Here is a 26,765-nt window from a genome sequence, read left to right on the forward strand (position 1 = left end):
ATTTTCCAGGCATCAAATAAATTAATAATGAATAAGTTATGATTTTTACAAATTAAAAGCTTAATTTTGCACCCCGAAATAAGGATCATACATATGAAAAGAGTTGGTGAACACAGAAAACTTCTTGGGGTTGATAAAAGCGTTACTTTAAAAGAGCTAAAGACAATTTACAGAAATACGATGAAAGATTCGCATCCTGATAAATTTGCTAATGATGAGGCCGGAAAGCTGGAAGCAGAAGAAAAAAGCAAGTCGGTGATTGAAGCCTATCACTTTTTAGTGAGCATCAACGAGGAAACGCAGGAAAAATATAAAGAAGAATATACTGAAACGATCACAAAATCTAATATTCAGGATTTTTATCTTGAAAAAGCAGTCTTAAAAGTTCAGCATTTGAACGGAAAAATGTATGAATATATCGGTGTTCCGAGAAATACATATATAAAAATGGTCAATTCTGATTCGCCAAGCCGTTTTGCAAGAAGACATATTTATGGAAACTTCGTCTACAGAAAGTCTGGTGAGGTAATGGCAGATTAATTTCAGCATAAAAAAATAAGCAAAGGCTTTCAGTTCATTCTGGAAGCCTTTTTTATTGAGTTTTAAAACATTACTTTCTGTTGGTTAATCGCAAAAGCGCAAAGTTTTAAACTGTATGGATGTTTTCAGGCGCAAGAAAATCAAAGATTTTCAGCAAGTTTTGCAGTTTAAATTTTATCGTAGATAAAATCCTTGCGCCTTAAATACAATGTTTTAATTATAAACTTGCGCCTTTGCGATTAACCAACAACATGCAACTTTTTCATAAGTTTATTCTTAAAATTGATGACTTCGAGAACCTCAGCCATCAATTTTTAATCGCCAATTTTAAACACAAAAAAAGCGCATCATTTCTGATACGCTTTTTCGGTTAATTAAGGTTGTTATATTAATCTATGTGTTTCGGTGTGTAACCGTCTTCACTTAGTTCTTTGTGTTCATATTCAGCCTTCATTTCAGCTTCGTAGTCTACTTTTTCACCTTTGCCCATTCTTCTTAGAATTGAATCAAATAATGAATAAACTACCGGTACAATGATCAGCGTCAGGAATAATGATGATGTCAAACCACCAATAATTACCCAAGCCAATCCGTTGTTCATCTCTGCTCCTGCTCCTTTTGCAATCGCAATCGGGATCATACCGAAGATCATCGCAATTGTTGTCATCAGGATCGGACGAAGACGTGCGTGGTTGGCCTGAATCAAAGCATCATGTGTATTGGCACCTGCTGCTTTTCTCATATTCGCAAAGTCGACAATCATAATCGCGTTCTTCGCTACCAAACCAATCAGCATGATCATCCCCAGCATCGTAAAGATGTTTAATGAGTTTCCGGTGATGGCGAGAATAACCATTACCCCGATCAATGCCAGAGGAATGGAGAATAATACCACGAACGGATATACAAATGAGTCATACAATGAAACCATTACCAGGTAAACCAATACGATAGCCGCTAATAAAGCGATTCCTAACGTACCGAAACCTTCAGTCTGGTTTTCCATATCACCACTCCATATATAGCTTACACCTGCAGGTTTGGTCTTTTCGTTGTCCATAAACTGAGCGGCCCATTCGTTGGCAACATCTCCTACAGGACGACCTACTACTTTAGATTTTACCTTTACAGAAGGCGCTTTATCTCTACGTTCCAATAAACTTGGTCCTGAACCCATTTTTACATCAGCAAACTGACTCAGTCTGATTTGTTCACCTGCCGGATTTGTAAACATTAAGTTTCTCACATCATCAATCGACTGTCTGTTGGCATCACCAAAACGGATGTTGATATCATACTCGTACTCTCCGGCTCTGAATTTTCCGTCTGTATTTCCACTGAATGCCGTCTGCATTGTTTGTCCTACACTTGAAAGATTTAAGCCTAAAGAAGCCATTTTATCTCTGTCGATATTTACCTGTACTTCAGGGCTTCCAGAGTCGGTTGATAATTCTGCATCTACAGAACCTGGTACTTTTTTAAGCAATTCAAGAATCCTATTTGCTTCTTTATTGGCTGTTTCGTTATCCTGAGCCGTTACCACCATTTCAATTGGTGCATTATCTGCTCCCATTAACCCGATCGGTGCTGTTTTAAATTCAACTCCTGTGAATTTTTCTTCTAAAGCTCTCTTGATTTTTGCAGACTTGATATCTGTACTTTCATTACGTTCAGATTTATCAACCAAAATAACTTGGATTTCTGACTGATACAATGTAGCCTGTGCTCCACCAAAACCTGATGACTGCTGGCCAACTGTTGTAATCATATCAACTACATCTTTATCATTTCTAAGATACTTTTCAACCGCTAAAGTAACCTGATTGGTTTTTTCTACGGAAGCATCTTTTGGTAATTCCATCTGAACAAGGAACTGTCCTCTATCCATTTTAGGGAAGAATTCACCACCGATAAACCCGAAAGCCACCAACATGAATGAAGAAATCAGGATAATGAACGTTATAACCACTGTCATGACTCTTCTTAGTGTTGTTTTTAAAGCCCATTCCAGGATTCCTGTGATCCAGTGCGTGAATTTCTCCAATTGCTTTTCAAACCAAAGGATAAATTTCTCAAAAGGATTTTTACCCGTCAGATGCACCAGTTTACCATATCTTGAAGATAACCAGGGAATGATGGTAAATGAAGCCAATAATGAAAATAATGTCGCAATAACCACCGTGACACAGAACTGCGCCAGGATATCAGCAACCAACCCTGAACTCATCGCGATCGGTAAGAATACCACCACGATTACCAGGGTAATGGCCGTTACCGTAAACCCAATTTCCGAAGCACCATCGTAGGCTGCACGGATTCTGCTTTTCCCCATCTCCATGTGACGGTAAACGTTCTCCAAAACCACAATCGCATCATCCACAAGAATACCCACAACCAATGAAAGTCCAAGTAAACTCATCAGGTTTAAGGTATACCCCATCAGATACATTCCGATTACCGTTGCAATCAATGACATCGGAATAGAAACCATTACGATAAATGCGTTTCTGATGTTATGAAGGAACAGTAACATTACTACTGCTACCAGGATAATCGCTAAGAATAAATCGAAAATTACATGGTCCGCAGCTTCAAGCGTAAAGTCTGTTGTATCATCTACAATATTGATTTTAATCCCCTGAGTTTTATAGTTGCTCTGAACATTAGCAATGGTTTTCTGAATGGCTTCTGAAACGGAAACCGCATTGGCATCAGATTGTTTTTTAACCTGCAGTAAAATCGTTGAATTCTGATTGTACCTTGCCACTTTCTCCACATCTTTCTGGGTATCGAAAACGGTTGCAATATCAGACAGACGAACCTGGGCTCCATCTTTATTGGAAACCACAAGGTTATTCATCTCATCTACACTTTTATACTTTCCGGAAAGCCTGATCGTGGATCTTGAAGTTCTGGTCTTCAGAGCTCCCGTCGGGAAATCCAGGTTGGAGGAAAGAATGGACTGCTGTACATCTGCGATGGCAATACCATATCCCTGCATTTTCTTTTCATCCAGGCTTACCTGAATCTCTCTCTCCTGCCCACCTACAAGGTCAACCTGGGCTACACCGTTTACACGGGAAAAAATAGGCTCTATTTTTTTATCTAAAAGGTCGTAAAGATCTTTATTATTCAATTTATCACTGGAAATACTCAACGTCATGATCGGAAGATCATCCAGTGAGAATTTTTGCAGTGATGGCGGATCTGCATCGTCCGGAAGGTCTGCCAGAATAGCATTTACCTTTCTCTGTGCATCATTCAAAGCATAGTTTACATCGGCACCGGTATTCAGCTGAACCATAATCACCGATAAACTTTCGTAAGATGAAGATTCTACTTTTTTTACGTTTTCCAGGGAACCCACGGCATCTTCAATTTTCCGGGTTACCGAAGTTTCCACCTCAGCAGGCGAAGCTCCCGGATATACCGTAGAAATGGTTACCATATTGGTTTCAAACTTCGGAATCAACTCGTACCCCATCATGGAGTAACTTAATAAACCACCCAGCGTAAGTATCGTAAACAATACGATAACAAGGGACGGTCGTTTAATGGATATTTCTGCTAACTTCATCTTCTGCTTACTTTACGATATTGATTTTCGAACCGTTATCAAGGTTGATCTGTCCGCTGGTAATTACCTGTTCACCACCATTCAGTCCGCTTAAGATCTGAACTTTGTCTCCGTATACTTTTCCGGTCTGTACTTTGATCAGTTTAGCCGTTCCGTTGCTTACGATAAATAATTGCCCTGAACTTACTCCGTTCACAAAAGCTTGTGCAGGAACAGTCAGCATATTCTGAGTTTCAGCACCATGATTGGTTTTAAATAAAGCCGTTGCGTACATCCCTGCTTTTAGGTTTCCTCTGTTCTGAACTTCAATTTCAACAGGGAAATTTAAAGAGGCATCACTTTTAGGCGCAATAAATGTAATTCTGCCGCTGAAAGAATCTTCCGGTAAAACATTAACATTAATTGGTACTTCCTGGCCCAGTGCAATTCTTCCCACCTGGCTTTCGTCTACCAATACAGAAAGTTTAAGACTGTTGATATTAACGATTTCAAACATCGAAGTTCCGATTGAAACTACAGTTCCCGGCTCAACCATTTTTTTATTGATCGTTCCGCTGATCCCTGCACGAATGCTTGTATCATTTACTCTTACGCCTTGGGCTCTTACTGCAACCTGTGCATTTTTCAGCTGTAATCTTGAATTATCCAGCTGCTGTTTTGTAACACCTCCTGTTTTATAGGCATTTTCGTAACGCTGGTTATCAATAATGGCATTCTGCAAGTTGTTTTGAGCCTGAGAAATATCAACCTCGATTGCATCTCTTTTAATGGTTGCCAAAACCTGGCCCGCACCCACTTTTGACCCTTCTTTTACCAAAACATTCACGATACGTCCTGCGATTTCGGAAGACTGGTTCATTTCCTGTTTTGGAATAAAAGTTCCGTTAGCTGAATAATCGGTATTGATGTTTTCTCTTGCAACCGTTACAACATTCACGTTGATCTTATCAACCTGTTTGGCCACTTCTTTAACTTCTTTCGTCTGTTTCTCCTTGTTATCCGCAATCTTGTAAGCCGCTAAACCGACTAAGACCGCTGCTACGATGATATATATTAAAGTTTTTTTCATTTTAGTTTATTATAAGTTTTGTAGTGTGTTCAGTTCCCCTTTAGCTTTTATTAATTTAATCTCAGCCTGTTTGTAATCCAGCAGCGCGTTTGAATAGTTCTGTTTTGCCTGCGTCAAAGCATTTTCAGAATCCAGCACTTCCGTAAGTGTTGCTAAACCGTACTGATAATTTGACTGTGTATTTTTCTGAACTCTTTCCGCAAGATCAACGTTATCTTTCATGCTCTGAATATTGATAATGGCATTTTCCATATTGGCAATGGCATTTTTATGATCAAGATCCAAAGTCAGCTGTGTATTCTGAATATCCTGGTCAAGATCCTGAATATCAATTTCTGCCTGCTGAATTTTAGCTTTTGTAGCACCACCCGTAAAAATAGGGACATTAATGTTCAAACCTATCGCAGAATAGTCGCTCCAAAGAACTCCGTTATTAAGACCGTTGGTTAAAGGGAATTTTTTACCCATACCAGACCAACCATAGTTTGCTGTAAGGCTCACAGTAGGATAAAGATAGGCTTCCGTAGCTTTCTTGTTAAACACAAGAAGTTCTCTGTTCTTATTCAAAACTTTGATTTCCGTACGGTTATCAAGATTTAAAGTACTTGCGATCAATTCCGGTTTGGGCTCGATTGTTTTTTCTTCAAGCTCGATTTCAGTGCCGATCGGAACTCCCATATAAAACTTCAGAGCGTTTTTTGAAAGTTCAACGGAATTGATTAGCTGCTGTTTGCTTGAACCGATATTCGTTAATTGAACATTCGTACGATCCAGGTCAATGGCTTTTGCCAGGCCATTATCTACCAAACTTTTAATAACGTTTCTTACTCTTTCGGTATTGGCATAGCTCGCTTCTACTGTCTTTAAATTTTCTACCTGTACAAATACCTGATAGTAAGCTGTTGCTACATTTTCAATGATCTGTTCGTTCGTCAGCTGAGCGTTCAAAACGTAAAATTCTCTTGTAGATTTTGCGGCTTTAAGACCTGTAAAAACTCTCTGGTCAAATAAAGCCTGCTGAAGCTGTACGGAAGCGGTAGAACTCCAGGGTTGTCCCAGCTGAGCTCTGATTCTTTCTCCACCAAATTCAAGCAAAGACTCTTGAATAACAGGATTATAAGTTAATCCTGCCGTGGCACTTATCTGTGGTAATGCACCTGCTCTGGCTTCATCAATTTTATATTCGGCTTTTTTGATCTGCAAGGCTGCTTTTTTAGCTTCTGCTTTGTTTTGCAGTGCCTGCTTGATGGCTTCCTGTAAAGAAACCTGCTGCTGGGCAGATACCGATGAAAAGCCGAAAATCATAAATGCTGCAGCTATCCCAATTTTTAGCTTCCTAGCAGTTATACGTTTTCTTTTCATAATTTTATACTTCGTTTATTTTTTTAATGTATATTATTCTCTTTATATCTATAAATGACGAATCATTTCTTAAAATACTTTAACATTTTTTAATTTTTAAATAACATATTTAAAATGATGTCCTTTCTTTCGGAAATAATTTGGTCAAATTCAGTATCAGTAATCATGAGATTTTCTAAAAGTAAAGGACGGACAGCACTCGGAAATACTAAAAGTGAAATCATATTTAAAAGAAACTGAATCGGTGCCATTTTTTCGATATTTCCCAATTCCATTTCTTTTTCAATGTCTTTGTAAAGTTTTTTCAAATTATCTTCCTCCACATCTCTTGTGTGACAGATTCCTTTATTGATCTGTGAAACAATATAAGTTTCAAGATAAGGATACTGAAGGCTTGTAGACAGGCTCCCTTCGATGAACTCAGCTATTTTAACTTTAAAAGGAAGATCAGAATTCATGATGATTTCAGATTTTTCTTTTTCCACCCTGTGTGCTTCATCAAAAATGATCTGAATCAAATTGTCTCTTGAACGGAAATAATAATTGATAAGTGTTCTGTTGACTCCCGCTTCGTCTGCAATTTCCTGCGTAGTAGCGTTAAATTTCCCTTTCACAAAGAATAAATTCTTTGCGGTTTCCTTTATTAATTCCTGTGTTTGATCTTTTTTTTCTTGTTTTGACATTTTTGTTAAACAATTTTGTGCAAATATAAACCAATCATCTGTTTTGACAAAATTGTTAAACAAAATAATTAATAGAAATTATTATGATTTGCATCATATATTATCAACTAAGGATAGTTAATTGTGAATAAAGCAATCTTATATGTGCAGAATGCATTCATCTAAGCGGAAATTACTTTTATCCTTTTTGAGACGCAATTTTTTTATGTGTGCAAAGGCTTTTTATTATACTGTTAACTTGTATTCGCAAAGTATTTACGTATGTGCGCACCGCTTTTCAACATTACTTTTAAGCAGTTCATTTTCTTGTCTTAAATACTGGTAATATTAAATCAAAAAGAAAATATGACTGCAAATTGGGTTATACCAGTAAGATAAGGATGACAGTAATTCACACCCTCTTTTTATTTCAGAAGTTGGTGTGATAAAACAACAATGAATGAAATAAATAATTATATTTGAAAACACAAACACAAACACAAGCATTAAGATGAAAAACAAAGAATTTCCTTCTTTCGGGACAAACGGACGTTTAAACCATCCCGACGATTTAAAAAAACACTTTTCCGATAAAACGTATCTTGATTTCGCGAAAGAGAGCAAAAGCCCGATGGTGTATTGCTTTATTTCCATAGACGGCAAAGATTTTAAAGGCAGCTTTGCCGTAGAAATCATTCAAAACACCAACCACCACGATACTTTTGAGATTACCACGCCCGATGATAATTTTGACAGCTTCGAAGGCTATGTAATGGAAAACTCAAAAAATCTTAGCGGTAAAAATATTACTATTGATTTTTGGAGATACGGAAGCTCAAAACAGTCTTTTAGAGGAATTATAGGTAAAGTCACTAACAAGAAAAATGAAGGAGGCGGATATGGAAATTTGATTATCACAGGCTTTGCCCCAAGCATTTTTTTGGAAAGTGGTAAAGACTGCCAAAGTTTTGAAGATAAAACTTTAGCCCAGATTATTTCTGAAATCTGCTCACCCTATCCGCAGGAAGCCAAAGTAAAATCAGAAACTCTCAATACAAAATACAACATTCCATATACCGTACAATACAAAGAAACAGATTATCAGTTTATCAAAAGATTATCCGTGCTGTACGGAGAATATTTTTACTACAATGGTGAAGATTTAGTTTTCGGAAATAAGGTGCAGCCCATTGTAAAATTGAATGAAGGCGTTGATTTGATTGATGTAGAATTTGAGTTGAATATAAAACCACAGGATTTTGGTTACATTTCTTATGATGCTGTTTCGGGTGAACAAATGACCAAAGACTCTTCGCAAAGTCAATCGCAGTATAAAGAAAACCCTTTTCAGGCAATCCTTATCAATTCTTCAAAAAAGATTTTCAGGAAGAAACCGCAAATGCACTTTAATCATACAGGAATAAGCGGAAGAAATGGAAGCGAACTGCAGGAAGCGGTAAGAAAGGAACGCGAAAACAGAGAAAACCTCATTTTGGTAAAAGGAAAAAGCAAAGATCCTGAACTGAAAATAGGCGGTCGTGCAAAAATTTCGGACATCAATTCTAAAGCAATGGAAACGTACCGAATCATCGAAATAAAGCATTATTACAATGGTGATACTTACTATAATGAGTTTATCGGTATCCCAGATTTGTTCAATCCTCCTTATCAAGATAATGATGCAGTACCTTTCGGTGAGATACAAACAGGTAGGGTTATAGATAATAACGATCCTTTAGGAGCAGGAAGAATAAGAGTACAGTTTCCATGGCAAATGGCAAAAAATCAAAAAACACCGTGGATAAAAACACTCACAGATTACGCCGGAGCGGGACGCGGAAATTACAAAATTCCCGAAGTTGGCGATGAGGTCTTGGTTGGTTTTGAAAGCAACAATGCCGAAAAACCTTTTGTATTAGGAGCTACTTATAATGGAAATGAAGCAAGCGGTTATTATACTGCCGGAAATGATATAAAGGCGGTAAAAACGAGAAGCGGAATTGAGCAGATATTTAACGATGCGGAAGGAAGCTGGAAGCAATCAACACCGGATGGAAACTTCATACAGCAAGATGGCAAAGGTAATACGGTACTAAATGTTCCAAAAAATCTGACGATCAATGTAGGACAAAATTTTAATGTTCAGGTCGGACAAAATATGACCTTTAATGTAGTAGATATTGCACTGTTTAATATTTTCAAACAAACTATATTTACTACACCTGTTTTACACCAAATAAGTGAATATTATAAGTTACTATCTACTTCTGCATTAATAAATTCAGAAAAAGATTTTAAAGTAGAGTCAAAAGATACACAGTTGGCAGGTTTTGAAAATCTTTTAGTTCATTCTAATCAATCTGCCATTATTAATTCAAAAGGTAATATTGAAGTAAGGGGAGAATCTGGAACCAAGTTAAGTAATACCGCATCAGAATTATCCATGACACAAGTTACCATAACTTCAACATTATTTGCTTCATTTAGACCAATGAATAATTGGAATGGTAAAAACTATGGTTTTGATTGGTATAGAGTTGCAGATACAAAAAAAGTTTATGGATCTAAATGGGCTGGAGATAAATTTTATGACACATTAGTTGGACAATATGACAAATATCCTTCTAGTAACCCTGATGCAAAATTTTCAATGAACTCAACAATGATAAACAGCCTCAAGAATGAATATGGTATTGCTAGTTTGATTCCTTGGTATAAAGTAAAAGGTAAACCTGTAGAAGCACTTCCATCTTGGCTTTTGCTGAAGAAGAATGTTGATGTCAGAGTTTCCTTAGATGTTTTTATTCAAGATAAAAAAAAATTACCACAAAATGTTTTTGTTGCTTATGAACACGAATATTTTACAATTCAAACATCTGCTGGAGCGGGTTCTGCTAACCCTACGGCAGAAAGTTCTCCTAAAGATAATATGCATTATACTCGATTGGCAGTTAGAGCTGAAAAAAGATTTTCTATAGTAGATGGTATAACTATAAAGTGTATAAAAGATATTCCTGCTGGAACTTCTAAAACTATTAGGATAATATCAGATCAGCAAGAAGCAGGTTTTTTACATGTTTATTCTAATTCTTCAAAAAAAATTGATGTGGTCTTGGTCAAGGTTTGGGGAGATTTTGGAAATGGAGTAAAAACAGGAAGTTCAAATGGAAGGGTTGAATTAACAAACGCATTAAAACAAGCTAACATCACTCCAAATTTTCAAGAAGTTGATTTAGACATAAGACATTTGAGAGGGACAAGTAATCCAAATACTTTGATACAAAGTAACACTTTGATGAATGTTAACGAAATAAATGTTAGTGGTAATGTAAATGGACTTACTTTATCGGAATATTTAGATGATGAATTTAGAAATAGACCAATCGGCAAGAACACTGATGGTAGTTTTAAATATGAAAATTATTTAAGGGTATATTTTGTTAATGAAAAAGCATTTATAACTGCTGACAGACTATCCGTTGGAGGAATTGGCAGTCCTCTTGGCGGAGGAAGGTGTATTATGTATGTTGGAGGTACAGTTCGTGACGTTGCACATGAATGTTGTCATTCTTTAGGTTTAGGACATACATTTGGAACAGCTTCAAGCTCTTCAGCAAGATTTTTATATAAATTTAAAGCGACTGAAAACATTATGGATTATGGACATTTGGCTAACATAACCCCTTACTCATTATGGAAATGGCAATGGGAAATTTTACGATCCCATTCTTTAGTACAAGATATCGTTGTAACACCCCCAGCAACACCAGCCAGCACTCCAACTCCATCGGGTACTCCAGTTCCAACCTCAACCCCTGCTCCTGCAACAGGAGGAAGTTAATTTTTATAAAACAACAACATGAAAAAAATTATTTATTTTTTAGTCATAATACTTATTTCTATACAGATGATTTCTTGTAAAGCACAGGTAAGTAAGAGTGATTTCTTACCAATACTAGATAAAATTAAAGAGGATATAAATATTAAAGATTCGGTATTAATTCAGTCTTATAATAAATATGGTTTCGTATATGTCGATGGACAGGATGTTGAAGAAATCAATAATAATAATGAACTATTTGGAAATTATTTTTTTGACAAAAAGAGAATTGAAAAAAAATATATTTCTATCCTGACTAAGAATAAAAATGTTTTATGGTCTGAACCCTATGCGCCAGTTTTTGTATTAAAAGGAAATATTAGAACAGATATTGAAAATGAAAAAGCAAAAAAGATAATAACATCTGTCCCCCTACTTCTCATTATACAAGAAAAAGTTGATAAGAACCATATTATCATTACAACTATTCTTACAGATTGGAAAATGAAGAATAGAAAAAAAACAAAGTATCATATATTAAAAAATAAAAATTGGAAAATTGACTCAAAGGGCGAGGAAATAATATCTCTAACAAAAACAATTTATTAGTCATGATAGCTGTAAATGATAAAATTGAATATTTTGATATTCGAAAATTAGGAGATGTTGACCTCTCAAAATCAATATCAAAGACGATAACAAATAATAATGGACATATTGAAATCTATGGATATTCCCCAGAAGGATCAATTGTATGGATAAACACTATTAATGGATGGTTTAACGTAACAAAAAACTTCCATCCAAATAATGTGATAGCAAACAAATATTGTTATGATAAATATCTTAATAAAAAGTATGGTGTTGAATATTTTTTTGATAATAATGGTAAAGTTGTGAAAACAATTGATCACGAAAATGGATTTAAACATACTTTTGAAGCAATTCTCAACAAAGCAATTCTCTTAGCAAAAGAAAATAAATTTAAATCTGAAATTGGTTTTCAAGATAAATCTCAAGATGAAAATTTATATACTGATAAAACTTTTATATGGAGAGAAAAAACAGACAAAAGCAATATTTGGTATTTATATTTTTATAAACCGTTATTAGAAAACATTGATTTAAATATAAATGAATCAAGTTTAAGAATGTGTGTAATTATTGATGATTCTGACGGAAATGAAACATTTAATACTGTATATTATGATAGGTATGACATATCTATTCCTCCATCAAATAACAGCATACGTGAAATTCGCAAAACAAAGATGAGTGAAAATAAAAGCTATAGAACTTATGAAGGTAAAAATTACACTCATGCTGAATGGAAAATCTTCGAACAGGAACAATACAATGAGCATCTGCGCAAAACAAGTCGGGCAGATTTAATAAAATCTACAGAAACTCCTAAAACCGATGCAAAAAAAAGCAGTTTTCTTGCAGATGAAAATGATGTAAAGCCTAAGAAAAAAGGTTTTTGGGGATAATCTAAATTTAAAATTATGCCTCATAAACTCACAGAAAAAGCCATTTTACTTTGCGACAAAGGCGCAAAACCAAGCCAATTAAAAGTAACCAGCCAAACGTTTAGCAAAGCTGAAAATAAATTGATTGCCACAGAACAAGACAAACAACCCGAAATCAATATCCCAAGTTTCGGGGTTTGTGCTGTTACTAAAAGTAAATGCAGCCCTGCAATTATAAAATGGGAGAAAACCACAGAAAAAGATACCATCAATAATTATAAAATTCTTACAGAGGATAGTACCTGTAAATGTACCATGGGAGGAAAAATTTCTGTACAAAACAAAGGACATTCAGAAAAACACGAAATTGTATAAAAAACGGGCAGAAAATTCTGCCCGTTTTTTATTTTTAAACCAATTTTATTTTGTCATCTAAAATATCGACGATTTTATCTTTATAAAGTCCGCCGAGCGCCTTTTTAAAGTTCTTTTTGCTCATCTGAAGCTCATCCTTGATCTCCTCGGGTGTAGACTTGTCCGACAGAAAAAGAAGTCCGTAGTTCTCTTCCAGTTTGTCCAGAATTTTCTGCCTGAATTCATCTACGTTCTCAAAACCTTCAGGCTGTAAAGATATATCGATCTTCCCATCTTCACGGATAGCCTTGATGTAACCGCTTTCTTCCGATAAAGGATACAGTTTTTTGAATACATCAGAGGTATAAACGAGCCCGATGTATTTTTTATTGATTACCACATTCCAGCCCAGCTCGCTTTCATTCATCATGATCAGATCTACTTTTTCACCTTTTTCAAAAGGAAGATCCTGATATTGAGGGTTTCTTTTGAATTTTGTAGTTCCGGTGATCAGATCAAGAATTTCATCTACATAAAGATGAACCAGATATCTTTTGCCTTCAATAATTTTGGATTTCTGCTGCTTGTAAGGGATAAAAAGATCTTTAATGATTCCCCAGTCCATGAATGCACCGCTCGGAAGGCTCTGTACACAGCTCATTACGGCATATTCTCCCACTTCGGCCAATGGGATTTCAGTGGTCGCTTTTAATTTTCCGTCATCCTGATAGACAAAAACTTCAACATCATCATCAATATCCTTATCATCGCTGGTGAAAACCTTTGGCAGAAAAGCTTTTTCGCCTGATTCATCCACCAGGATCCATCCTGAATGGTTTTTTTCTGAAATTTTTAAAGTCTGGGTTTTTCCGAGTTGCATTGAATATAAAATTAGCCACAAAGGTACATAAAATTGAAGATTTTAAAACTACATATGCCATTTTAGTGCAAATCACAGAATTCATCTTCTTTCAAACTAATGATAAAACCTGTACATTTGATGTAACCAAAATACCTGATATGAGATTATATTCTTTACTGATCTGCTGTCTGTTCAGCATCACAGCTCACGCCCAGATATTGGACAAAACAGCCTTTAACGTCGCTTACCGTTATACAGGACGAAATGTTTTACAGGCCGGTTTAGAATTCAAAACGAATACAGCCGGCGAACAGTCTCTGATTGCAGGAGCATCAATGCTTTACACCTCTATCAACCAAAAAGATAAATTTCTTCCCGAGGCTAATATTTATTATACCAATATTGAAGGGCGGCTTATAGGGGTATCCGTCAATCCATATTCCATAGAGCCGAGAATAGGATTTTCTTTCATCAATATTTTCTATATCAATACCGGGTACGCTATTCCCATACACAGGGAAAGATTTTTTAAAGGAATTACTTTTGGAGTCCAGTTCAATATTGCCCCGGCAAAGAACTCGAAATTTTATGATCATTTGAGATGGATGTAGCACCAGCATCTCTGTTAATATCGAGGTCTATTATTAAAAATTTATAAATTGGCAGCCAGTTTTTTCTGTTTTCACAAAAAAAAGAGAAGCAAAAACGCTTCTCTTTAATCTTTAAATATTTGAATTTTTAAATCTTTCAATCAAAAATTACATATGGATAGGTCTCTTCCCTGTTGCATCCAGTGCTGCTTCTTTAATAGCTTCAGCATAGGTTGGGTGGGCATGGGAACTTCTTGCGATATCTTCGGCACTTGCACGGAATTCCATAGCAATCACCCCTTCTGCGATAAGGTCGGCAGCTCTGGCCCCGATGATGTGCATTCCTAAAACTTCGTCGGTTTTTTCATCTGCAATGATCTTCACAAGACCATCAACATCACCACTTGCACGGCTTCTACCCAATGCTCTCATTGGGAAAGAACCTACTTTATAAGCGACTCCTTCTTCTTTTAACTGCTCTTCGGTTTTACCAACTCCGGCAACTTCAGGCCAGGTGTACACAACACCAGGAATCAGATTGTAGTTGATGTGAGGTTTCTGGCCTGCCAGTATTTCAGCAACCAAAACACCTTCTTCTTCAGCTTTGTGAGCAAGCATCGCTCCTTTGATCACATCACCGATCGCGTAGATGTTGGCTACATTAGTCTGTAAGTGGTCGTTTGTTTTTACTCTTCCTCTCTCATCAAGTTCCACCCCTGCTTTTTCAAGAGCAAGACCGTCTGTGTAAGGTCTTCTTCCTACAGAAACCAAACAGTAATCTCCTTCTACTGTAACTTCTTCTCCTTTTTTATCTTTGGCAGTGACTTTTACAGTATCTCCGTTTCTTTCAACAGCAGAAACAGCCGTAGAAAGCATAAATTTCATTCCCTGCTTCTTAAGAACTTTAGTCAGTTCCTTGCTTAAAGCACCGTCCATTCCAGGGATGATCTTATCCATGAATTCAACAACAGTTACCTGAGCTCCCAATCTTAAGTATACAGAACCTAATTCAAGACCGATTACACCTCCGCCGATTACGACAAGGTGCTTAGGAATTTCTTTAAGGTTTAAAGCTTCTGTAGAAGTGATCACTCTTTCTTTATCGATTGAGATAAAAGGTAAAGAAGACGGCTTGGAACCGGTTGCGATAATGGTATATTTGGATTCGATGGTTTCAGAAGAACCGTCGTTTTTCGTTACTTTAATCTGAGTAGCAGATTCGAAGCTTCCCAATCCTTCAAAAACAGTGATTTTGTTTTTGTTCATCAGGTAGTTGATCCCATCTGTATTCTGTTTTACCACTTCATTCTTACGCTCGATCATTCTTGCGATATCAGCCTGTGGCTCATTAATGATGATTCCGTGGCCGGCAAAGTTGTGCTTCGCGTTTTCGAAATGTTCAGAGCTGTCTAAAAGCGCTTTTGACGGAATACATCCAACGTTAAGACAAGTTCCGCCTAAAGTTGAATATTTTTCAATAATTGCTGTTTTGAAACCTAACTGTGCTGCACGGATAGCTGCTACATAACCTCCAGGACCAGAACCGATTACGGTAACATCGAATTGACTCATGTTATTATATGAATTTGTTTGTTATTATCTCTTTAATTCTTACAAATTTACATATAAATTACCAAGCACCAAAGTGAGTTTTATCAATTTTGAAAGGGAAAATTCTCAATTCTCCCAAAACGGTTATAAGTCTGCTCTGACTTTTCCGCTACCTATTGCCCCGGTACTTTCAAAAAACGAACCTCCGTAAACATACCATTCAAGGCTTTCCAGAAATTCTACGGCATTTTCAGGGGTTATTTGTGAGCGGTCTTTTTTTGAAACGATTCCTTTGTACCATCTTCCCGATTTGGAATAATGTTCAGATTCAACAAAATAATGAATCCATATTCTTTGACAAAGTTTGCACTGCTGAATCGTTACTTCTGCATATCTTCCGTTAGTATGGTCTATGCCTAATTCAGAACTTCTGTATTCAGTATAGTCCGAAGTCGGTTTTTCACAAGCACATCCGATTTTGGGGATTTTATTCATTGATGAATATTGATTTTAAATAAAATTAATGAGGATCAAATGTAAAAAATATGAATCCATAACGCAAATCCGGCAATTATTTTTTCATCAGATCAATCAGAACCTTTTCATATTTATCGAGAATGATATCCTTTGAAAACCTTGATCTGATTGAATTTTTTATCGCATCACGGTTATAATTCCCTTGCAGGACTTTCATTACTGTTTGGGAAAAATCTTCATAATTTTCTATATTGGAAACTTCCCCGTTCACCTGATGCTGAATGATCTCATTAATACCTCCGGGACAGTTATTGGCCAAAGAATAAGTTCCACAGGCCCCTGCTTCCAAAAGAACATTCGGGAAACCTTCGTACCGTGAAGAGAGAATGAAGAGGTCTGCATATTTTAAAAACTGGTAAGGATTATCATGCCTGCCATGAAAAATGACATTTTTTAACCCAAGAAAATCTTTCATCTGGAGCAATACGTCTTTATCTTTACCGTCGCCCAGGATATGAAGCAGAATATTCTCGTTTTTAAGCCTGGAAAAAACTTTCAGAAGATTGTCAAACCCTTTTCTGGAAGAAAGATTTCCTATTGCCACTACATTTTTGTAATTGTACTTAAAACATTCCGGTCTTACAGAGGCTTCCAGCTTTTCATTGATAAAATCAAAATCGACAGGATTGTTTATTTTAACGATTTTCTTTTTCTTAATATTGAAATTATCTACAAGATCATGCATCATATCATCGCTCTGTGCAATGATCCTCTGATAGTTATTGTAAAAATTATAGAAAAATTTAATCTCTTTCCGGGTTACATGCTGTGTGACCACATTGGTTTCCCTGGCAATAAATTTAGTTTTTGGAAACAGTTTGATAAACAGTGCCAGATAAGCATTTACCTCTCCGAAACCTGAAAATACAATATCAGGCTTTCTGCGGTAGATTTCACCCAAAATTGGTTTGAGGGAATGCCTGATCCTTTCTGTATTGATGTCTATGATTTCGACATCTTTTTTAAGGAAATTAAGATATCCGCCCTGTTTGCGAAGCAATAGGATTTTGGGTTCAAACCGGTCTCTGGAAAGATGATTGGCAATGGTGGTAACAATCCTTTCTGCACCACCGGTTTCCAGATCCGGCAGAATAAATATGACAGAAATCTTTTTCATCAGTGTAAAATTAGTAAAAAGTTTTGTTAACCTTTAATTTTAAATTTTCAAAGATGGGAATAATTTCGCTGATATTTTCAACACTTATAAAGGCATACTCATCTTCAGCAAAATTCATCCCACTCCTCTTAAAAGAAAAAAGTTCTTCATTTTTTCCAAAAATAGTTTCTGGTTCGCCAAAAATAATATTCCCAAAAAATTTATTATTCATTTCAATATTGACCTGATCTATTTCTGTAAGCTTTTTTTCCTTGACAATCTCTTTAGTCAACTTTTCAGCAACAATAATTCTTTCATTAGTAATGAGATAATAATTATCTCTCAAATCAAAATACCGTAAAACCCATCTAAAAAAAGCAAAATAGAGTCCTGCTCCAAAAAATACAATTGCAAAAAAGAAAAAGAAGGACGTCATATTGATAAGAAGAACCGTAGATATTCCCAAATAAAAAAATGAAAACAAGATTCTTATTTTTTCGGTCATATTAAAAAAGAAACTCTTCTTTGGAAGAATTTCTTTTAAAATCATTTCGTTATTGTGTAAATCCATTCTTAGTTGGCTACATCACTGATGAATTTTATCCTCAGCATTCTTACTTCCTCATCAGAAAGTTCATCCCCAAATTCATCGAGAAGCACTTTCATGCTGTCACTTTCAGACTCGGTCATGAATTCCATGAAGCCGTCTACGATATCTTCATCGAAATTATCTTCTATATAATAGTCAATATTCAGCTTGGTTCCCTGATAAACGATGCTTTCCATTTCTTTTAAAAGCTCATTCATCGAAAGATTCTTAGCTCTTGCAATATCTTCCAGGTCGATCTTTTTGTCGGTACTCTGGATAATGAAAACTTTGTGGCTGGATTTGTTGGCCACCTGTTTCAGTACCATATCCTGAGTACGTTCTATATTGTTTTCCTCAACGTACGTTTTAATAAAATCTGCGAATTCTTTACCGTATTTTTTGGCTTTTCCTTCTCCTACCCCATATATTTTCGCGATCTCATCCAATGAAACAGGATATTGAACCGTCATATCCTCTAAGCTTGGATCCATGAAAACCGTATAAGGCGGAATTCCATATTTTTTAGCTACTTTTTTTCTCAGATCTTTTAACTGACCAAAGAGATTCTGATCCAGACCTGTACTGGCCTGCATTTGTACCTGCTCACTTTCTGCTTTCGTCTGGGAAAGGTCAAACTCCCTGTCTTCGGCAATCAGGAACGGTTCTTCAGACTGTTTATCCAGGAAGTTTCTTGCTTTATCAGACATTTTCAAAACGCCGTAGGTTTCAATATCTTTCTGCAGAAATCCCTGAACCGTAGCCTGTCTTAAAATGGTTTTCCAGTAGTTGTCATTTCCCTCTTTTCCGAAACCGAAATGAGAGGTCTGTTCCAGTTTATATGATTTTGTAACGGCATTTTCTTTTCCGACAATCACTGAGATCAAATCTTTAGATTTGAATTTTTCACCAGTATCTTTAATCAGGGTTAAAACTTTTTTCAGATCTGCTGTTGCCTCTTTTAATTTCGGAGGGTTAGAGGAATTGTCACACATATTGGCTCCATCACCCTTCACCGGATCAAAATTTTCTCCGAAATAATAAAGAATATACTGTCTCCTGCTCATTGAAGTTTCGGCGTAGCCTACCACTTCATTCAGAAGCTGTAATCCGATTTCTCTTTCGGAAACGGCTTTCTGTGCAAGGAATTTTTCCAGTTTCTCAATATCCTTAGGATCATAAAACGCGATACAGTGGCCTTCACCGCCGTCTCTTCCCGCTCTTCCGGTTTCCTGATAATAGCTTTCCAGGGATTTAGGAAAATCATAATGGATCACAAAACGCACATCCGGCTTGTCAATTCCCATTCCGAATGCAATGGTGGCCACAATAACATCTACTTCCTCCATCAGAAATTTATCCTGATTGGCTACCCTTACTTTCTGGTCAAGGCCGGCGTGGTACGGAAGCGCATTGATCCCGTTCACCTGCAGCAGCTGGGCAAACTCTTCCACTTTTCTCCTGCTTAAACAGTAAATAATCCCCGATTTTCCTTTATGCTGATTGATAAATCTTACGATCTCCTTATCTACATTCACTTTCGGACGTACTTCGTAATATAGGTTCGGACGGTTGAAGCTTTCTTTAAAAACCAACGCATCACTCATGCCTAAAGTTTTCTGAATGTCATCCTGAACTTTTGGTGTTGCAGTAGCGGTGAGAGCAATGACCGGAACTTCAGCAATCCTGTCGATAATTGATTTCAGGTTTCTATATTCCGGTCTGAAATCGTGTCCCCATTCTGAAATACAGTGTGCTTCATCAATGGCCACGAAAGAAATCTTAACTTCTCTAAGGAAATCCAGATAATCCTCTTTGATCAACGATTCCGGAGCGACATACAAAAGCTTGGTCTTACCACCCTTGATATCGTCGAAAACCTGCTTGGTCTGTGTCTTATTTAATGATGAATTTAAAACGTGCGCTACGCCTTCATCAGATGAAAGACCGTTTACCGCATCTACCTGATTTTTCATTAACGCTATTAAGGGCGAAACTACTATTGCCGTACCTTCTGAAATAAGTGCCGGAAGCTGGTAGCATAATGATTTACCACCTCCTGTCGGCATTAAGACAAATATATCCTTCCCACTAAGTAGGTTTTCTATAATTTGTTCCTGCTGGCCTTTAAATGTAGAAAACCCGAAATACTTTTTCAACTCGCCTGATAAATTGGCTTTTTTTGCGTTCATCTAATTTTCTATTGCTAAATTTGCATCCAACCCAAAGTTATAAAAATTCTGCTTAAAATAAAAGCGAACGAATTTATAAAAAATAAAACTTATATTAAATATTCTTTTTTAAATATAACGTTTTTTAATGGATTTTTTGTATGCTTTAAAATTAAAAAATGGAAAGAACCGATATTATTTCAATTGCCAAGAGTACTTTAGAGATAGAAATTTCAGAACTTGAAAAATTAAAGAACAGAATTGATGAAGATTTTGCCCGAGCAGTGGAGATTATTCATTCGGCAAAGGGGAAATTAATCGTTGTGGGAATCGGGAAATCTGCCCACGTAGGCAATAAAATTGTTGCCACTCTAAATTCTACAGGTACCCCGTCACAATTCCTTCATGCTTCTGAAGCCATCCACGGAGATCTGGGTGTGATCCAGAAGCAGGATGTGGTTTTATGCATCTCAAATTCCGGAAATTCACCTGAAATAGCCAATCTTGTTCCTTATTTAAAGGATTATTCTTCTGCGCTGATCGGGATGACGGGAAATAAAAACAGTAAACTTGCTGAATTTTCCGAAATTGTACTGGACACCCACGTAGATGTGGAAGCCTGCCCGAACAAACTGGCCCCGACAAGTTCCACAACCCTCCAGATGGCCCTTGGAGACGCTCTGGCTGTTGCCCTGATGGAGTTGAATGATTTCAGAGAGAATGATTTTGCCAAATTCCATCCGGGAGGAAGTTTAGGAAAGAACCTTGTTTCAAAAGTAGACCAGTTTTTATCCCCTCAGAAACCTCAGATTGAGGAAAATGCCCCGGTAAGAGACGTTATTATTTCAATAAGTGCATCAAGCCATGGAATAACAGTGGTAACCCGCGACGAAAAGATTATTGGCGTGATCACTGACGGGGATCTGAGAAGAATGCTGATGAAAGGTGATGATATCACTAAAATCCAGGCAAAAGACATCATGTCTGCCAACCCTAAAACCATTGAAAGGGATACCCTGGCAAAAGAGGCTATGAAAATCCTGAAGGAAAATAATATCGGCCAGCTCATTGTGACAGAAAACGGAACCTATTCCGGAATTATAGATCTTCATACATTGCTTGATGAAGGGATCAATTAATTCTATTTAAAACCATTTTTCACTGATCGCGATTACGATACATCATCAGGCGGTATCCGCAAAAATACCGTCTGCTTTTTCTGAAAACCAAACATGGGACTACTTCCTTTTATAAGCTTAAATAAAATCACTATCAATAATTCTGAATACTGGTTATTATTTCATAATTTTGCACACTTAAACGGCTTGCCTTTTACAGGCTGGCTATTTTAGAGAGACTTTAGTATATGGACGAAAAAAAAGAAATGTCCTTTTGGGGACATATTGGAGAATTAAGAGGCCACCTTGTCCGCTCAATTATCGCTATTGTAATTGTTGCTGTGGCTGTAGGATTCAATATCAACTGGATCATGGACCATATCTTTTTTGGGCCGACCAGAAATGATTTTCCAACTTTCAGGATAGTCAACCATTTTTCAAGAATGCTTTTAGGGGAAGACAGTATTCACCTTCCGAAAGACTTTCCGGTTCGTGTACAACGGCTTTACCAGCAGTTCAACGTGATGATGGCTGTTTCTGTTTTCGGAGGTATGGTAGGTGCTTTTCCGTATATCGTGTGGGAGCTATGGAGATTTATAGGTCCGGCTCTTCATCCTAAAGAAAGAAAGAACTCTATTTTTATTATCAATGCAGTGTGGATCCTGTTTATGACAGGCGTTTTATGCGGTTACTTCTTAATTCTTCCGTTCGCTGTGAATTTCGGGGTTATTTTTAAGATCTCCGATATTATCATTCCGCTGTATGACTTAAGTGATTATACTACGCTGTTTTTGCAGGTAATTTTAGGGATGGGCGTTATTTTCCTGTTTCCTATCCTTATCTATTTCCTTACGAGCATCGGAATCCTTACACCTATGTTTATGAAAACATATCGCCGTCATGCTATTGTTCTGATCATGGTCGTTGCAGCAATCATTACACCTGCAGATGTTTTAAGTATGATAATGGCGGCTTTTCCACTGCTTATCCTTTATGAGTTCAGTATCATCATGTGCTCTTTTACTTATAAAAAAGTACAGAAAAACTCAGGAAATTTGCCAACTATTCGATAGTACAGGTTAAATTAAAAATATAAAATATTATTAAACAGCTCTTTATACCAAAAGAGTTGTTTTTTTTGAGATTTTATTTTCAATAATTACTGAAAGTTCAAAAATATTTTTATCTTTGAATAGAAATTAATCAACCCAATTCCTGATTCAATGAAAAATATCCACAACATATTAAATTACTGTATTGCCCTGGTCTGGATTATCAACGGCCTTGTCTGTAAAGTATTGAACTTTGTTCCGCGCCATGAAGAAATTGTTGCAAGAATTTTAAATGATCATTATTCAAGACTGCTTACCATTCTGATTGGATGTTCAGAAATGATAATGGCTCTATGGATCTTAACGGGAAATAATTCCAGACTCAATGCAATTGTACAAATCACAATCATTGCGGCCATGAATATGCTTGAATTTATACTGACTCCGGATTTATTGCTTTGGGGCAGATTCAATTCATTATTTGCCTTTCTCTTTATTTTACTTATTTATTTTAATGAGTTTCATGTGAATCCAAAAAAATTAAATCATCATGCTTAACTTTTTAAAAAACCATCCGTTTGCCGTCGAAGCTTTTTTTGAAAGTTCAATTGTTTTGACATTTGCCGTTCCCAAAGAACAATTACAACATCTTATCCCGGACTGTCTGGAGCTTGATACCTTCCGGGACCGGTGGGCTTTTGTAGCAGCGGCAATGGTTCAGACAAAAGACTTACGTCCAAAAGGGTTTCCAAAGTTTATGGGAAACGATTTTTTTCTGATCGGCTACCGGGTATTTGTAAGGTACAGAAACAATAACGGAAAAAAATTGCGTGGGCTGTATATTCTTAAATCTGAAACAGATAAAAAGAAAATGGAATTTATGGGTAATTTATTCACTCATTATAATTATTCTACCACAGACATTCATCAGACTGAAAAAGAAAACGTAAAAGAAATACAGTCTGTTAAGTCCAAATTTAAAGTCATTATCAGCAATAGAGAGCAAAATATTCCTTTACCTGCAGATTCTCCCTTTGCAGACTGGAAAGAAGCAAGAAGATTTGCGGGACCTTTGCCTTTTACTTTTACTTACAATAAAGAAACCCGGGAAGTTCTTATCATTGAAGGAGTAAGACAGAACTGGATTCCTGCACCGGTAGAGATTCTCGACTATAATTTCGGATTTTTAGATACGCTGAAACTTGAAAATCCTGTTTTAGCCAATGCATTTATCATCAAAAATATTCCATACTACTGGAAAAAAGGAAAAATTGAACCATGGAAACAACAAGAAGAAAATTTCAGGGTGTCCTGAATATCTTAAGCTTTAACCGGCATTTTTACATCGTAGGAATAGGGATCTTAGCTTTAATTACGATCAGTCATCAACTATTTGAATGGCCAGATCTTCTGTACTGGCTCATCATGGCTGCATTTCTTTATGGACTTATAATGCCATTAATTGTTTCAGCTTATGTTTATGATTTTTCGGGATATTATAATTTTCAATGGCTGAACAAATGTTCCATTGATGAATCAAAAATACAGCAGATTTTAAATATCAATGCCGGATTTGATGAAACGAGCTACATTATTAAAGACAAATTTCCACAGGCCGATTTAAAAGTTTTTGATTTTTATGACGCGAAACGACATACGGAACCCGCTATAGTAAGAGCCAGGAAAGTGAGTATTGTATATCCTGACACCCAACAGATACAGTCAAACTCAATCCCATTAAATGATCAATCTGCTGATATTATTTTCCTGCTTTCTGCTGTACACGAAATAAGGGTGCATGAAGAAAAAATCCTGTTCCTGAAGGAATGCCGCCGTTTATGCAAACCCGATGGAAAAATAATCATGGTGGAGCACCTTAGAGATTTCCCCAATTTTTTAGCTTTTTCTGTGGGTTTTACCCACTTCTTTTCAAAAGATGTATGGAAAAATGCTTTTAAAAATGCAGGTTTTACATCTTGCAAAGAGGTGAAATTTACACCTTTCATGTCAATTTTCATTTATACTCCTTAATCATTGAATCCATATGGAACTTCAATTACAAATAACCGGAATGCTTCTGATTGCTTTAGCATTTATACATATTATTTTTCCTAAATATTTTAACTGGGAAAAAGAGCTTCGGTCATTGAGCCTGATAAACCGGGAAATGATGAGGGTTCATACCCTCTTTATTGCCTTAACGGTATTTCTTATGGGCTTGCTCTGTGTAACGTCTCCCCATGAGTTAACAGAACCTGGTCTTGGTAAAAAAATAGCCCTTGGATTAGCTGTCTTCTGGACCACCCGGCTGTTCATTCAGTTTTTCGGATATTCGTCGGAATTATGGAAAGGAAAAGCTTTTGAAACGGTTACCCATATTATTTTTTCCTTATTCTGGATATACATAAGTGTTTTGTTTTGGATCATATACTTCCAGTAAGCAGGATAAAATTATTTGTATTTAAATCGAATTTTTTGGTATTAATTTTTCTATTTTTGATAGAATTTAATTTGATTTTAAATGAAAAAGCTGACATATACACTTTTATTTGCTTCGGGGCTGGTTTTCGGGCAGTTCTTTGAAAAAGATAAAATTTACACAAAACAGGATACCCTGAAGGGTTCTGATACCCGGTTCAGGGATTTTTGGGATGTCAGAAAATATGATCTTTCCGTAGAGCCGGATTTCGACCAGAAAAGCATTAAAGGATATAATAAGATCAGCTTTGAGATTACCCGGGATATTACTGATCCTGTTTTCCAGATCGATTTGCAGAAACCGATGAAAGCAGACAAAGTTGAAGGTAACTTTCCTGTTGCCGGCTATAAGCAGGATGGCGATTTTATTTTCGTAACCGCAAAAAAGAAGTTCAGAAAAGGAGAAAAATATACCATTGATGTAACCTATTCCGGAAAACCTCTGATTGCAAAAAATGCACCCTGGGACGGAGGCTGGGTTTTCACTAAAGATGAAAAAGGAAATCCCTGGATGAGCGTTGCCGATGAGGGAATCGGAGCCTCCATATGGCTTCCGACAAAGGATATCTGGAGTGATGAGCCGGAAAACGGTATCGTTATGAAGATCATTACCCCTAACGATCTTGTAGGCGTTGGAAACGGAAGACTGACCAGCAAAAAAACGGAAGGCAGCAAAACAGCTTATACCTGGGAAGTGAAAAACCCGATCAATGCTTATTCTATCATTCCGAATATCGGGAAATATGTCAATTTTAAAGATACTTTTGATGGAGAGAAAGGAAAGCTTGACCTGGATTACTGGGTACTGGACTACAACCTTGAAAAGGCAAAGAAACAGTTTCAGCAGGTAAAGCCGATGCTTTCTGCATTTGAATACTGGTTCGGGCCATACCCTTTCTATGAAGATTCCTACAAGCTGGTGGATGCTCCTTATCTGGGCATGGAACACCAAAGCAATGTAGCTTACGGAAACAATTACCAGAACGGCTATCGTGGCATGGATCTTTCTGAAACCGGTGTGGGGCTTAAATGGGACTATATTATTATCCATGAAAGCGGCCACGAGTGGTTTGCCAACAATATTACGGCAAAAGACCAGGCGGATATGTGGATCCATGAGAGTTTCACCATGTATTCCGAAGTTCTTTTCGTAGAAAAATATATGGATAAAAAATCGGCGGACATCTATGCCATAGGTGTCCGTAACAGGATCCAAAATGATGTTCCGATTATCGGAAAATACGGGGTCAGAAATGAAGGCAGCGGTGATATGTACCCGAAAGGGGCCAATATGCTCCACACGATAAGACAGATCATTAATAATGATGAGAAATTCAGGCAGATTTTAAGAGGGCTGAACAAAGATTTTTATCACCAGACTGTTACCACAAAACAGATCGAAGATTATATGTCTTCTAAATCAGGAATTGATCTTTCAGGTATCTTCAATCAATATTTAAGAACAGTAAAAATCCCTAACCTTGAGTATTCACAAAACGGAAACTCTTTAAAATTCCGGTACACAGATGTGGTTAAGGATTTAAAACTTCCTGTAATCATTAACGGTGACCAGACCATCAATCCTACCGAAAACTGGCAGACGGTCAAACTTAAAAAGAGCACACCAGTGGAATTTAATAAGAACTATTATATCAATTATAACCAGGTTCAGTAAAATAAAGAAAAAGGCAAATTCGTAAAACAGCGGATTTGCCTTTTGCCTTCCTGACTATTTCACATAGTGTATTTTGCAAATTTACAGCCAGTTCGATTAATGGTATCACCTTCTACTCATTGAAAAAGCTGTTTAATTTTTTTGTTGGAAAATCGCAAAGGCGCAAAGTTTTAAATTGTATGGATGTTTTCAGGCG

At 36.6% G+C, this 26,765-nt stretch carries 23 protein-coding genes; 13 read left to right on the top strand and 10 right to left on the bottom strand.

What is annotated here, in order from left to right; genetic code table 11:
• The first annotated feature begins 93 nt into the window (after positions 1–93).
• Complete coding sequence (locus IX38_RS17015) at positions 94–540, top strand: KTSC domain-containing protein (protein WP_034706977.1); 447 nt, start codon at positions 94–96, stop codon at positions 538–540.
• Positions 541–928: 388 nt separating this feature from the next.
• Here the strand turns inward: IX38_RS17015 and IX38_RS17020 are convergent, their stop codons facing one another.
• The 4 genes from IX38_RS17020 to IX38_RS17035 form a co-directional block, all read right to left on the bottom strand.
• Positions 929–4,117 carry an efflux RND transporter permease subunit gene (locus IX38_RS17020; RefSeq protein WP_034706979.1) on the bottom strand — a complete coding sequence of 1,063 codons (3,189 nt, stop codon included), beginning with the start codon at positions 4,115–4,117 and terminating at the stop codon, positions 929–931.
• Between the two features lie 7 nt (positions 4,118–4,124).
• Complete coding sequence (locus tag IX38_RS17025; protein ID WP_034706983.1) at positions 4,125–5,186, bottom strand: efflux RND transporter periplasmic adaptor subunit; 1,062 nt, start codon at positions 5,184–5,186, stop codon at positions 4,125–4,127.
• A gap of 9 nt (positions 5,187–5,195) precedes the next feature.
• Entirely contained in the window at positions 5,196–6,548 is a 1,353-nt protein-coding gene (locus IX38_RS17030) for a TolC family protein (protein WP_034706987.1), read from the bottom strand.
• A gap of 89 nt (positions 6,549–6,637) precedes the next feature.
• Complete coding sequence (locus IX38_RS17035) at positions 6,638–7,231, bottom strand: TetR/AcrR family transcriptional regulator (protein ID WP_034706989.1); 594 nt, start codon at positions 7,229–7,231, stop codon at positions 6,638–6,640.
• Positions 7,232–7,721: 490 nt separating this feature from the next.
• Between IX38_RS17035 and IX38_RS22075 the strand changes: the two genes are divergently transcribed.
• From IX38_RS22075 to IX38_RS17055, 4 genes are read left to right on the top strand one after another with little or no spacing between them, the layout of a single operon-like run.
• Positions 7,722–11,051: a phage baseplate assembly protein V gene (locus IX38_RS22075; protein WP_051884841.1), complete on the top strand. Its 3,330-nt coding sequence runs from the start codon at positions 7,722–7,724 to the stop codon at positions 11,049–11,051.
• Between the two features lie 18 nt (positions 11,052–11,069).
• Entirely contained in the window at positions 11,070–11,639 is a 570-nt protein-coding gene (locus tag IX38_RS17045) for a hypothetical protein (RefSeq protein ID WP_034706991.1), read from the top strand.
• Between the two features lie 2 nt (positions 11,640–11,641).
• Complete coding sequence (locus tag IX38_RS17050) at positions 11,642–12,520, top strand: hypothetical protein (RefSeq protein WP_034706994.1); 879 nt, start codon at positions 11,642–11,644, stop codon at positions 12,518–12,520.
• A 15-nt stretch (positions 12,521–12,535) separates the two neighbouring features.
• Positions 12,536–12,874, top strand: coding sequence for a DUF4280 domain-containing protein (locus IX38_RS17055; RefSeq protein WP_034706997.1), 339 nt, complete (start codon positions 12,536–12,538; stop codon positions 12,872–12,874).
• A 34-nt stretch (positions 12,875–12,908) separates the two neighbouring features.
• Here IX38_RS17055 and IX38_RS17060 read toward each other — a convergent pair whose 3' ends face one another.
• Entirely contained in the window at positions 12,909–13,733 is an 825-nt protein-coding gene (locus tag IX38_RS17060) for a CvfB family protein (protein WP_034707000.1), read from the bottom strand.
• 140 nt (positions 13,734–13,873) lie between these two features.
• Between IX38_RS17060 and IX38_RS17065 the strand changes: the two genes are divergently transcribed.
• Positions 13,874–14,326, top strand: a complete 453-nt coding sequence (locus tag IX38_RS17065) for a hypothetical protein (RefSeq protein ID WP_034707042.1) — start codon at positions 13,874–13,876, stop codon at positions 14,324–14,326.
• 147 nt (positions 14,327–14,473) lie between these two features.
• On the opposite strand, the gene lpdA is transcribed toward IX38_RS17065, so the two are convergent.
• The 5 genes from lpdA to recQ all read right to left on the bottom strand — a co-directional run bounded on the left by lpdA (position 14,474) and on the right by recQ (position 20,267).
• Positions 14,474–15,877 carry a dihydrolipoyl dehydrogenase gene (gene lpdA, locus IX38_RS17070; RefSeq protein WP_034707003.1) on the bottom strand — a complete coding sequence of 468 codons (1,404 nt, stop codon included), beginning with the start codon at positions 15,875–15,877 and terminating at the stop codon, positions 14,474–14,476.
• A gap of 123 nt (positions 15,878–16,000) precedes the next feature.
• Complete coding sequence (locus IX38_RS17075) at positions 16,001–16,351, bottom strand: hypothetical protein (protein ID WP_034707004.1); 351 nt, start codon at positions 16,349–16,351, stop codon at positions 16,001–16,003.
• Positions 16,352–16,427: 76 nt separating this feature from the next.
• Complete coding sequence (locus IX38_RS17080) at positions 16,428–17,510, bottom strand: glycosyltransferase (RefSeq protein ID WP_034707007.1); 1,083 nt, start codon at positions 17,508–17,510, stop codon at positions 16,428–16,430.
• Between the two features lie 10 nt (positions 17,511–17,520).
• Positions 17,521–18,039, bottom strand: a complete 519-nt coding sequence (locus IX38_RS17085; protein WP_034707009.1) for a hypothetical protein — start codon at positions 18,037–18,039, stop codon at positions 17,521–17,523.
• 23 nt (positions 18,040–18,062) lie between these two features.
• Positions 18,063–20,267 carry a DNA helicase RecQ gene (gene recQ, locus IX38_RS17090; protein ID WP_034707013.1) on the bottom strand — a complete coding sequence of 735 codons (2,205 nt, stop codon included), beginning with the start codon at positions 20,265–20,267 and terminating at the stop codon, positions 18,063–18,065.
• A gap of 158 nt (positions 20,268–20,425) precedes the next feature.
• Here recQ and IX38_RS17095 point away from each other — a divergent pair, with 158 nt between their 5' ends.
• The 7 genes from IX38_RS17095 (at position 20,426) to IX38_RS17125 (ending at position 26,569) form a co-directional block, all read left to right on the top strand.
• Complete coding sequence (locus tag IX38_RS17095; protein ID WP_034707014.1) at positions 20,426–21,385, top strand: KpsF/GutQ family sugar-phosphate isomerase; 960 nt, start codon at positions 20,426–20,428, stop codon at positions 21,383–21,385.
• A 227-nt stretch (positions 21,386–21,612) separates the two neighbouring features.
• The gene (tatC, locus tag IX38_RS17100) at positions 21,613–22,437 is read left to right on the top strand and encodes a twin-arginine translocase subunit TatC (protein WP_034707018.1); all 825 of its coding nucleotides are present in this window, start codon (positions 21,613–21,615) and stop codon (positions 22,435–22,437) included.
• Between the two features lie 150 nt (positions 22,438–22,587).
• A complete protein-coding gene (locus IX38_RS17105) occupies positions 22,588–22,974 on the top strand; it encodes a DoxX-like family protein (protein WP_034707019.1) in 387 nt (128 codons plus the stop codon).
• Positions 22,967–23,731 (top strand): DUF2071 domain-containing protein, encoded by a 765-nt coding sequence (locus tag IX38_RS17110; RefSeq protein ID WP_034707021.1) that lies wholly within the window; start codon positions 22,967–22,969, stop codon positions 23,729–23,731. The genes IX38_RS17105 and IX38_RS17110 overlap by 8 nt, the downstream gene beginning before the upstream one ends.
• Positions 23,695–24,447 carry a class I SAM-dependent methyltransferase gene (locus tag IX38_RS17115; protein WP_034707023.1) on the top strand — a complete coding sequence of 251 codons (753 nt, stop codon included), beginning with the start codon at positions 23,695–23,697 and terminating at the stop codon, positions 24,445–24,447. The genes IX38_RS17110 and IX38_RS17115 overlap by 37 nt, the downstream gene beginning before the upstream one ends.
• A 13-nt stretch (positions 24,448–24,460) precedes the next feature.
• Entirely contained in the window at positions 24,461–24,856 is a 396-nt protein-coding gene (locus tag IX38_RS17120) for a hypothetical protein (RefSeq protein ID WP_034707025.1), read from the top strand.
• 81 nt (positions 24,857–24,937) lie between these two features.
• Positions 24,938–26,569, top strand: a complete 1,632-nt coding sequence (locus tag IX38_RS17125) for a M1 family metallopeptidase (protein WP_034707028.1) — start codon at positions 24,938–24,940, stop codon at positions 26,567–26,569.
• Positions 26,570–26,765 lie beyond the last annotated feature (196 nt).

It is taken from the genome of Chryseobacterium luteum (assembly GCF_000737785.1).
Lineage (GTDB): Bacteria > Bacteroidota > Bacteroidia > Flavobacteriales > Weeksellaceae > Chryseobacterium > Chryseobacterium luteum.

Bases quoted from the DNA above. Each gene is read 5' to 3' on its own strand.
- IX38_RS17015 (WP_034706977.1), top strand. From the start codon at position 94: ATGAAAAGAGTTGGTGAACACAGAAAACTTCTTGGGGTTGATAAAAGC.
- IX38_RS17020 (WP_034706979.1), bottom strand. From the start codon at position 4,117: ATGAAGTTAGCAGAAATATCCATTAAACGACCGTCCCTTGTTATCGTA.
- IX38_RS17025 (WP_034706983.1), bottom strand. From the start codon at position 5,186: ATGAAAAAAACTTTAATATATATCATCGTAGCAGCGGTCTTAGTCGGT.
- IX38_RS17030 (WP_034706987.1), bottom strand. From the start codon at position 6,548: ATGAAAAGAAAACGTATAACTGCTAGGAAGCTAAAAATTGGGATAGCT.
- IX38_RS17035 (WP_034706989.1), bottom strand. From the start codon at position 7,231: ATGTCAAAACAAGAAAAAAAAGATCAAACACAGGAATTAATAAAGGAA.
- IX38_RS22075 (WP_051884841.1), top strand. From the start codon at position 7,722: ATGAAAAACAAAGAATTTCCTTCTTTCGGGACAAACGGACGTTTAAAC.
- IX38_RS17045 (WP_034706991.1), top strand. From the start codon at position 11,070: ATGAAAAAAATTATTTATTTTTTAGTCATAATACTTATTTCTATACAG.
- IX38_RS17050 (WP_034706994.1), top strand. From the start codon at position 11,642: ATGATAGCTGTAAATGATAAAATTGAATATTTTGATATTCGAAAATTA.
- IX38_RS17055 (WP_034706997.1), top strand. From the start codon at position 12,536: ATGCCTCATAAACTCACAGAAAAAGCCATTTTACTTTGCGACAAAGGC.
- IX38_RS17060 (WP_034707000.1), bottom strand. From the start codon at position 13,733: ATGCAACTCGGAAAAACCCAGACTTTAAAAATTTCAGAAAAAAACCAT.
- IX38_RS17065 (WP_034707042.1), top strand. From the start codon at position 13,874: ATGAGATTATATTCTTTACTGATCTGCTGTCTGTTCAGCATCACAGCT.
- lpdA (WP_034707003.1), bottom strand. From the start codon at position 15,877: ATGAGTCAATTCGATGTTACCGTAATCGGTTCTGGTCCTGGAGGTTAT.
- IX38_RS17075 (WP_034707004.1), bottom strand. From the start codon at position 16,351: ATGAATAAAATCCCCAAAATCGGATGTGCTTGTGAAAAACCGACTTCG.
- IX38_RS17080 (WP_034707007.1), bottom strand. From the start codon at position 17,510: ATGAAAAAGATTTCTGTCATATTTATTCTGCCGGATCTGGAAACCGGT.
- IX38_RS17085 (WP_034707009.1), bottom strand. From the start codon at position 18,039: ATGATTTTAAAAGAAATTCTTCCAAAGAAGAGTTTCTTTTTTAATATG.
- recQ (WP_034707013.1), bottom strand. From the start codon at position 20,267: ATGAACGCAAAAAAAGCCAATTTATCAGGCGAGTTGAAAAAGTATTTC.
- IX38_RS17095 (WP_034707014.1), top strand. From the start codon at position 20,426: ATGGAAAGAACCGATATTATTTCAATTGCCAAGAGTACTTTAGAGATA.
- tatC (WP_034707018.1), top strand. From the start codon at position 21,613: ATGGACGAAAAAAAAGAAATGTCCTTTTGGGGACATATTGGAGAATTA.
- IX38_RS17105 (WP_034707019.1), top strand. From the start codon at position 22,588: ATGAAAAATATCCACAACATATTAAATTACTGTATTGCCCTGGTCTGG.
- IX38_RS17110 (WP_034707021.1), top strand. From the start codon at position 22,967: ATGCTTAACTTTTTAAAAAACCATCCGTTTGCCGTCGAAGCTTTTTTT.
- IX38_RS17115 (WP_034707023.1), top strand. From the start codon at position 23,695: ATGGAAACAACAAGAAGAAAATTTCAGGGTGTCCTGAATATCTTAAGC.
- IX38_RS17120 (WP_034707025.1), top strand. From the start codon at position 24,461: ATGGAACTTCAATTACAAATAACCGGAATGCTTCTGATTGCTTTAGCA.
- IX38_RS17125 (WP_034707028.1), top strand. From the start codon at position 24,938: ATGAAAAAGCTGACATATACACTTTTATTTGCTTCGGGGCTGGTTTTC.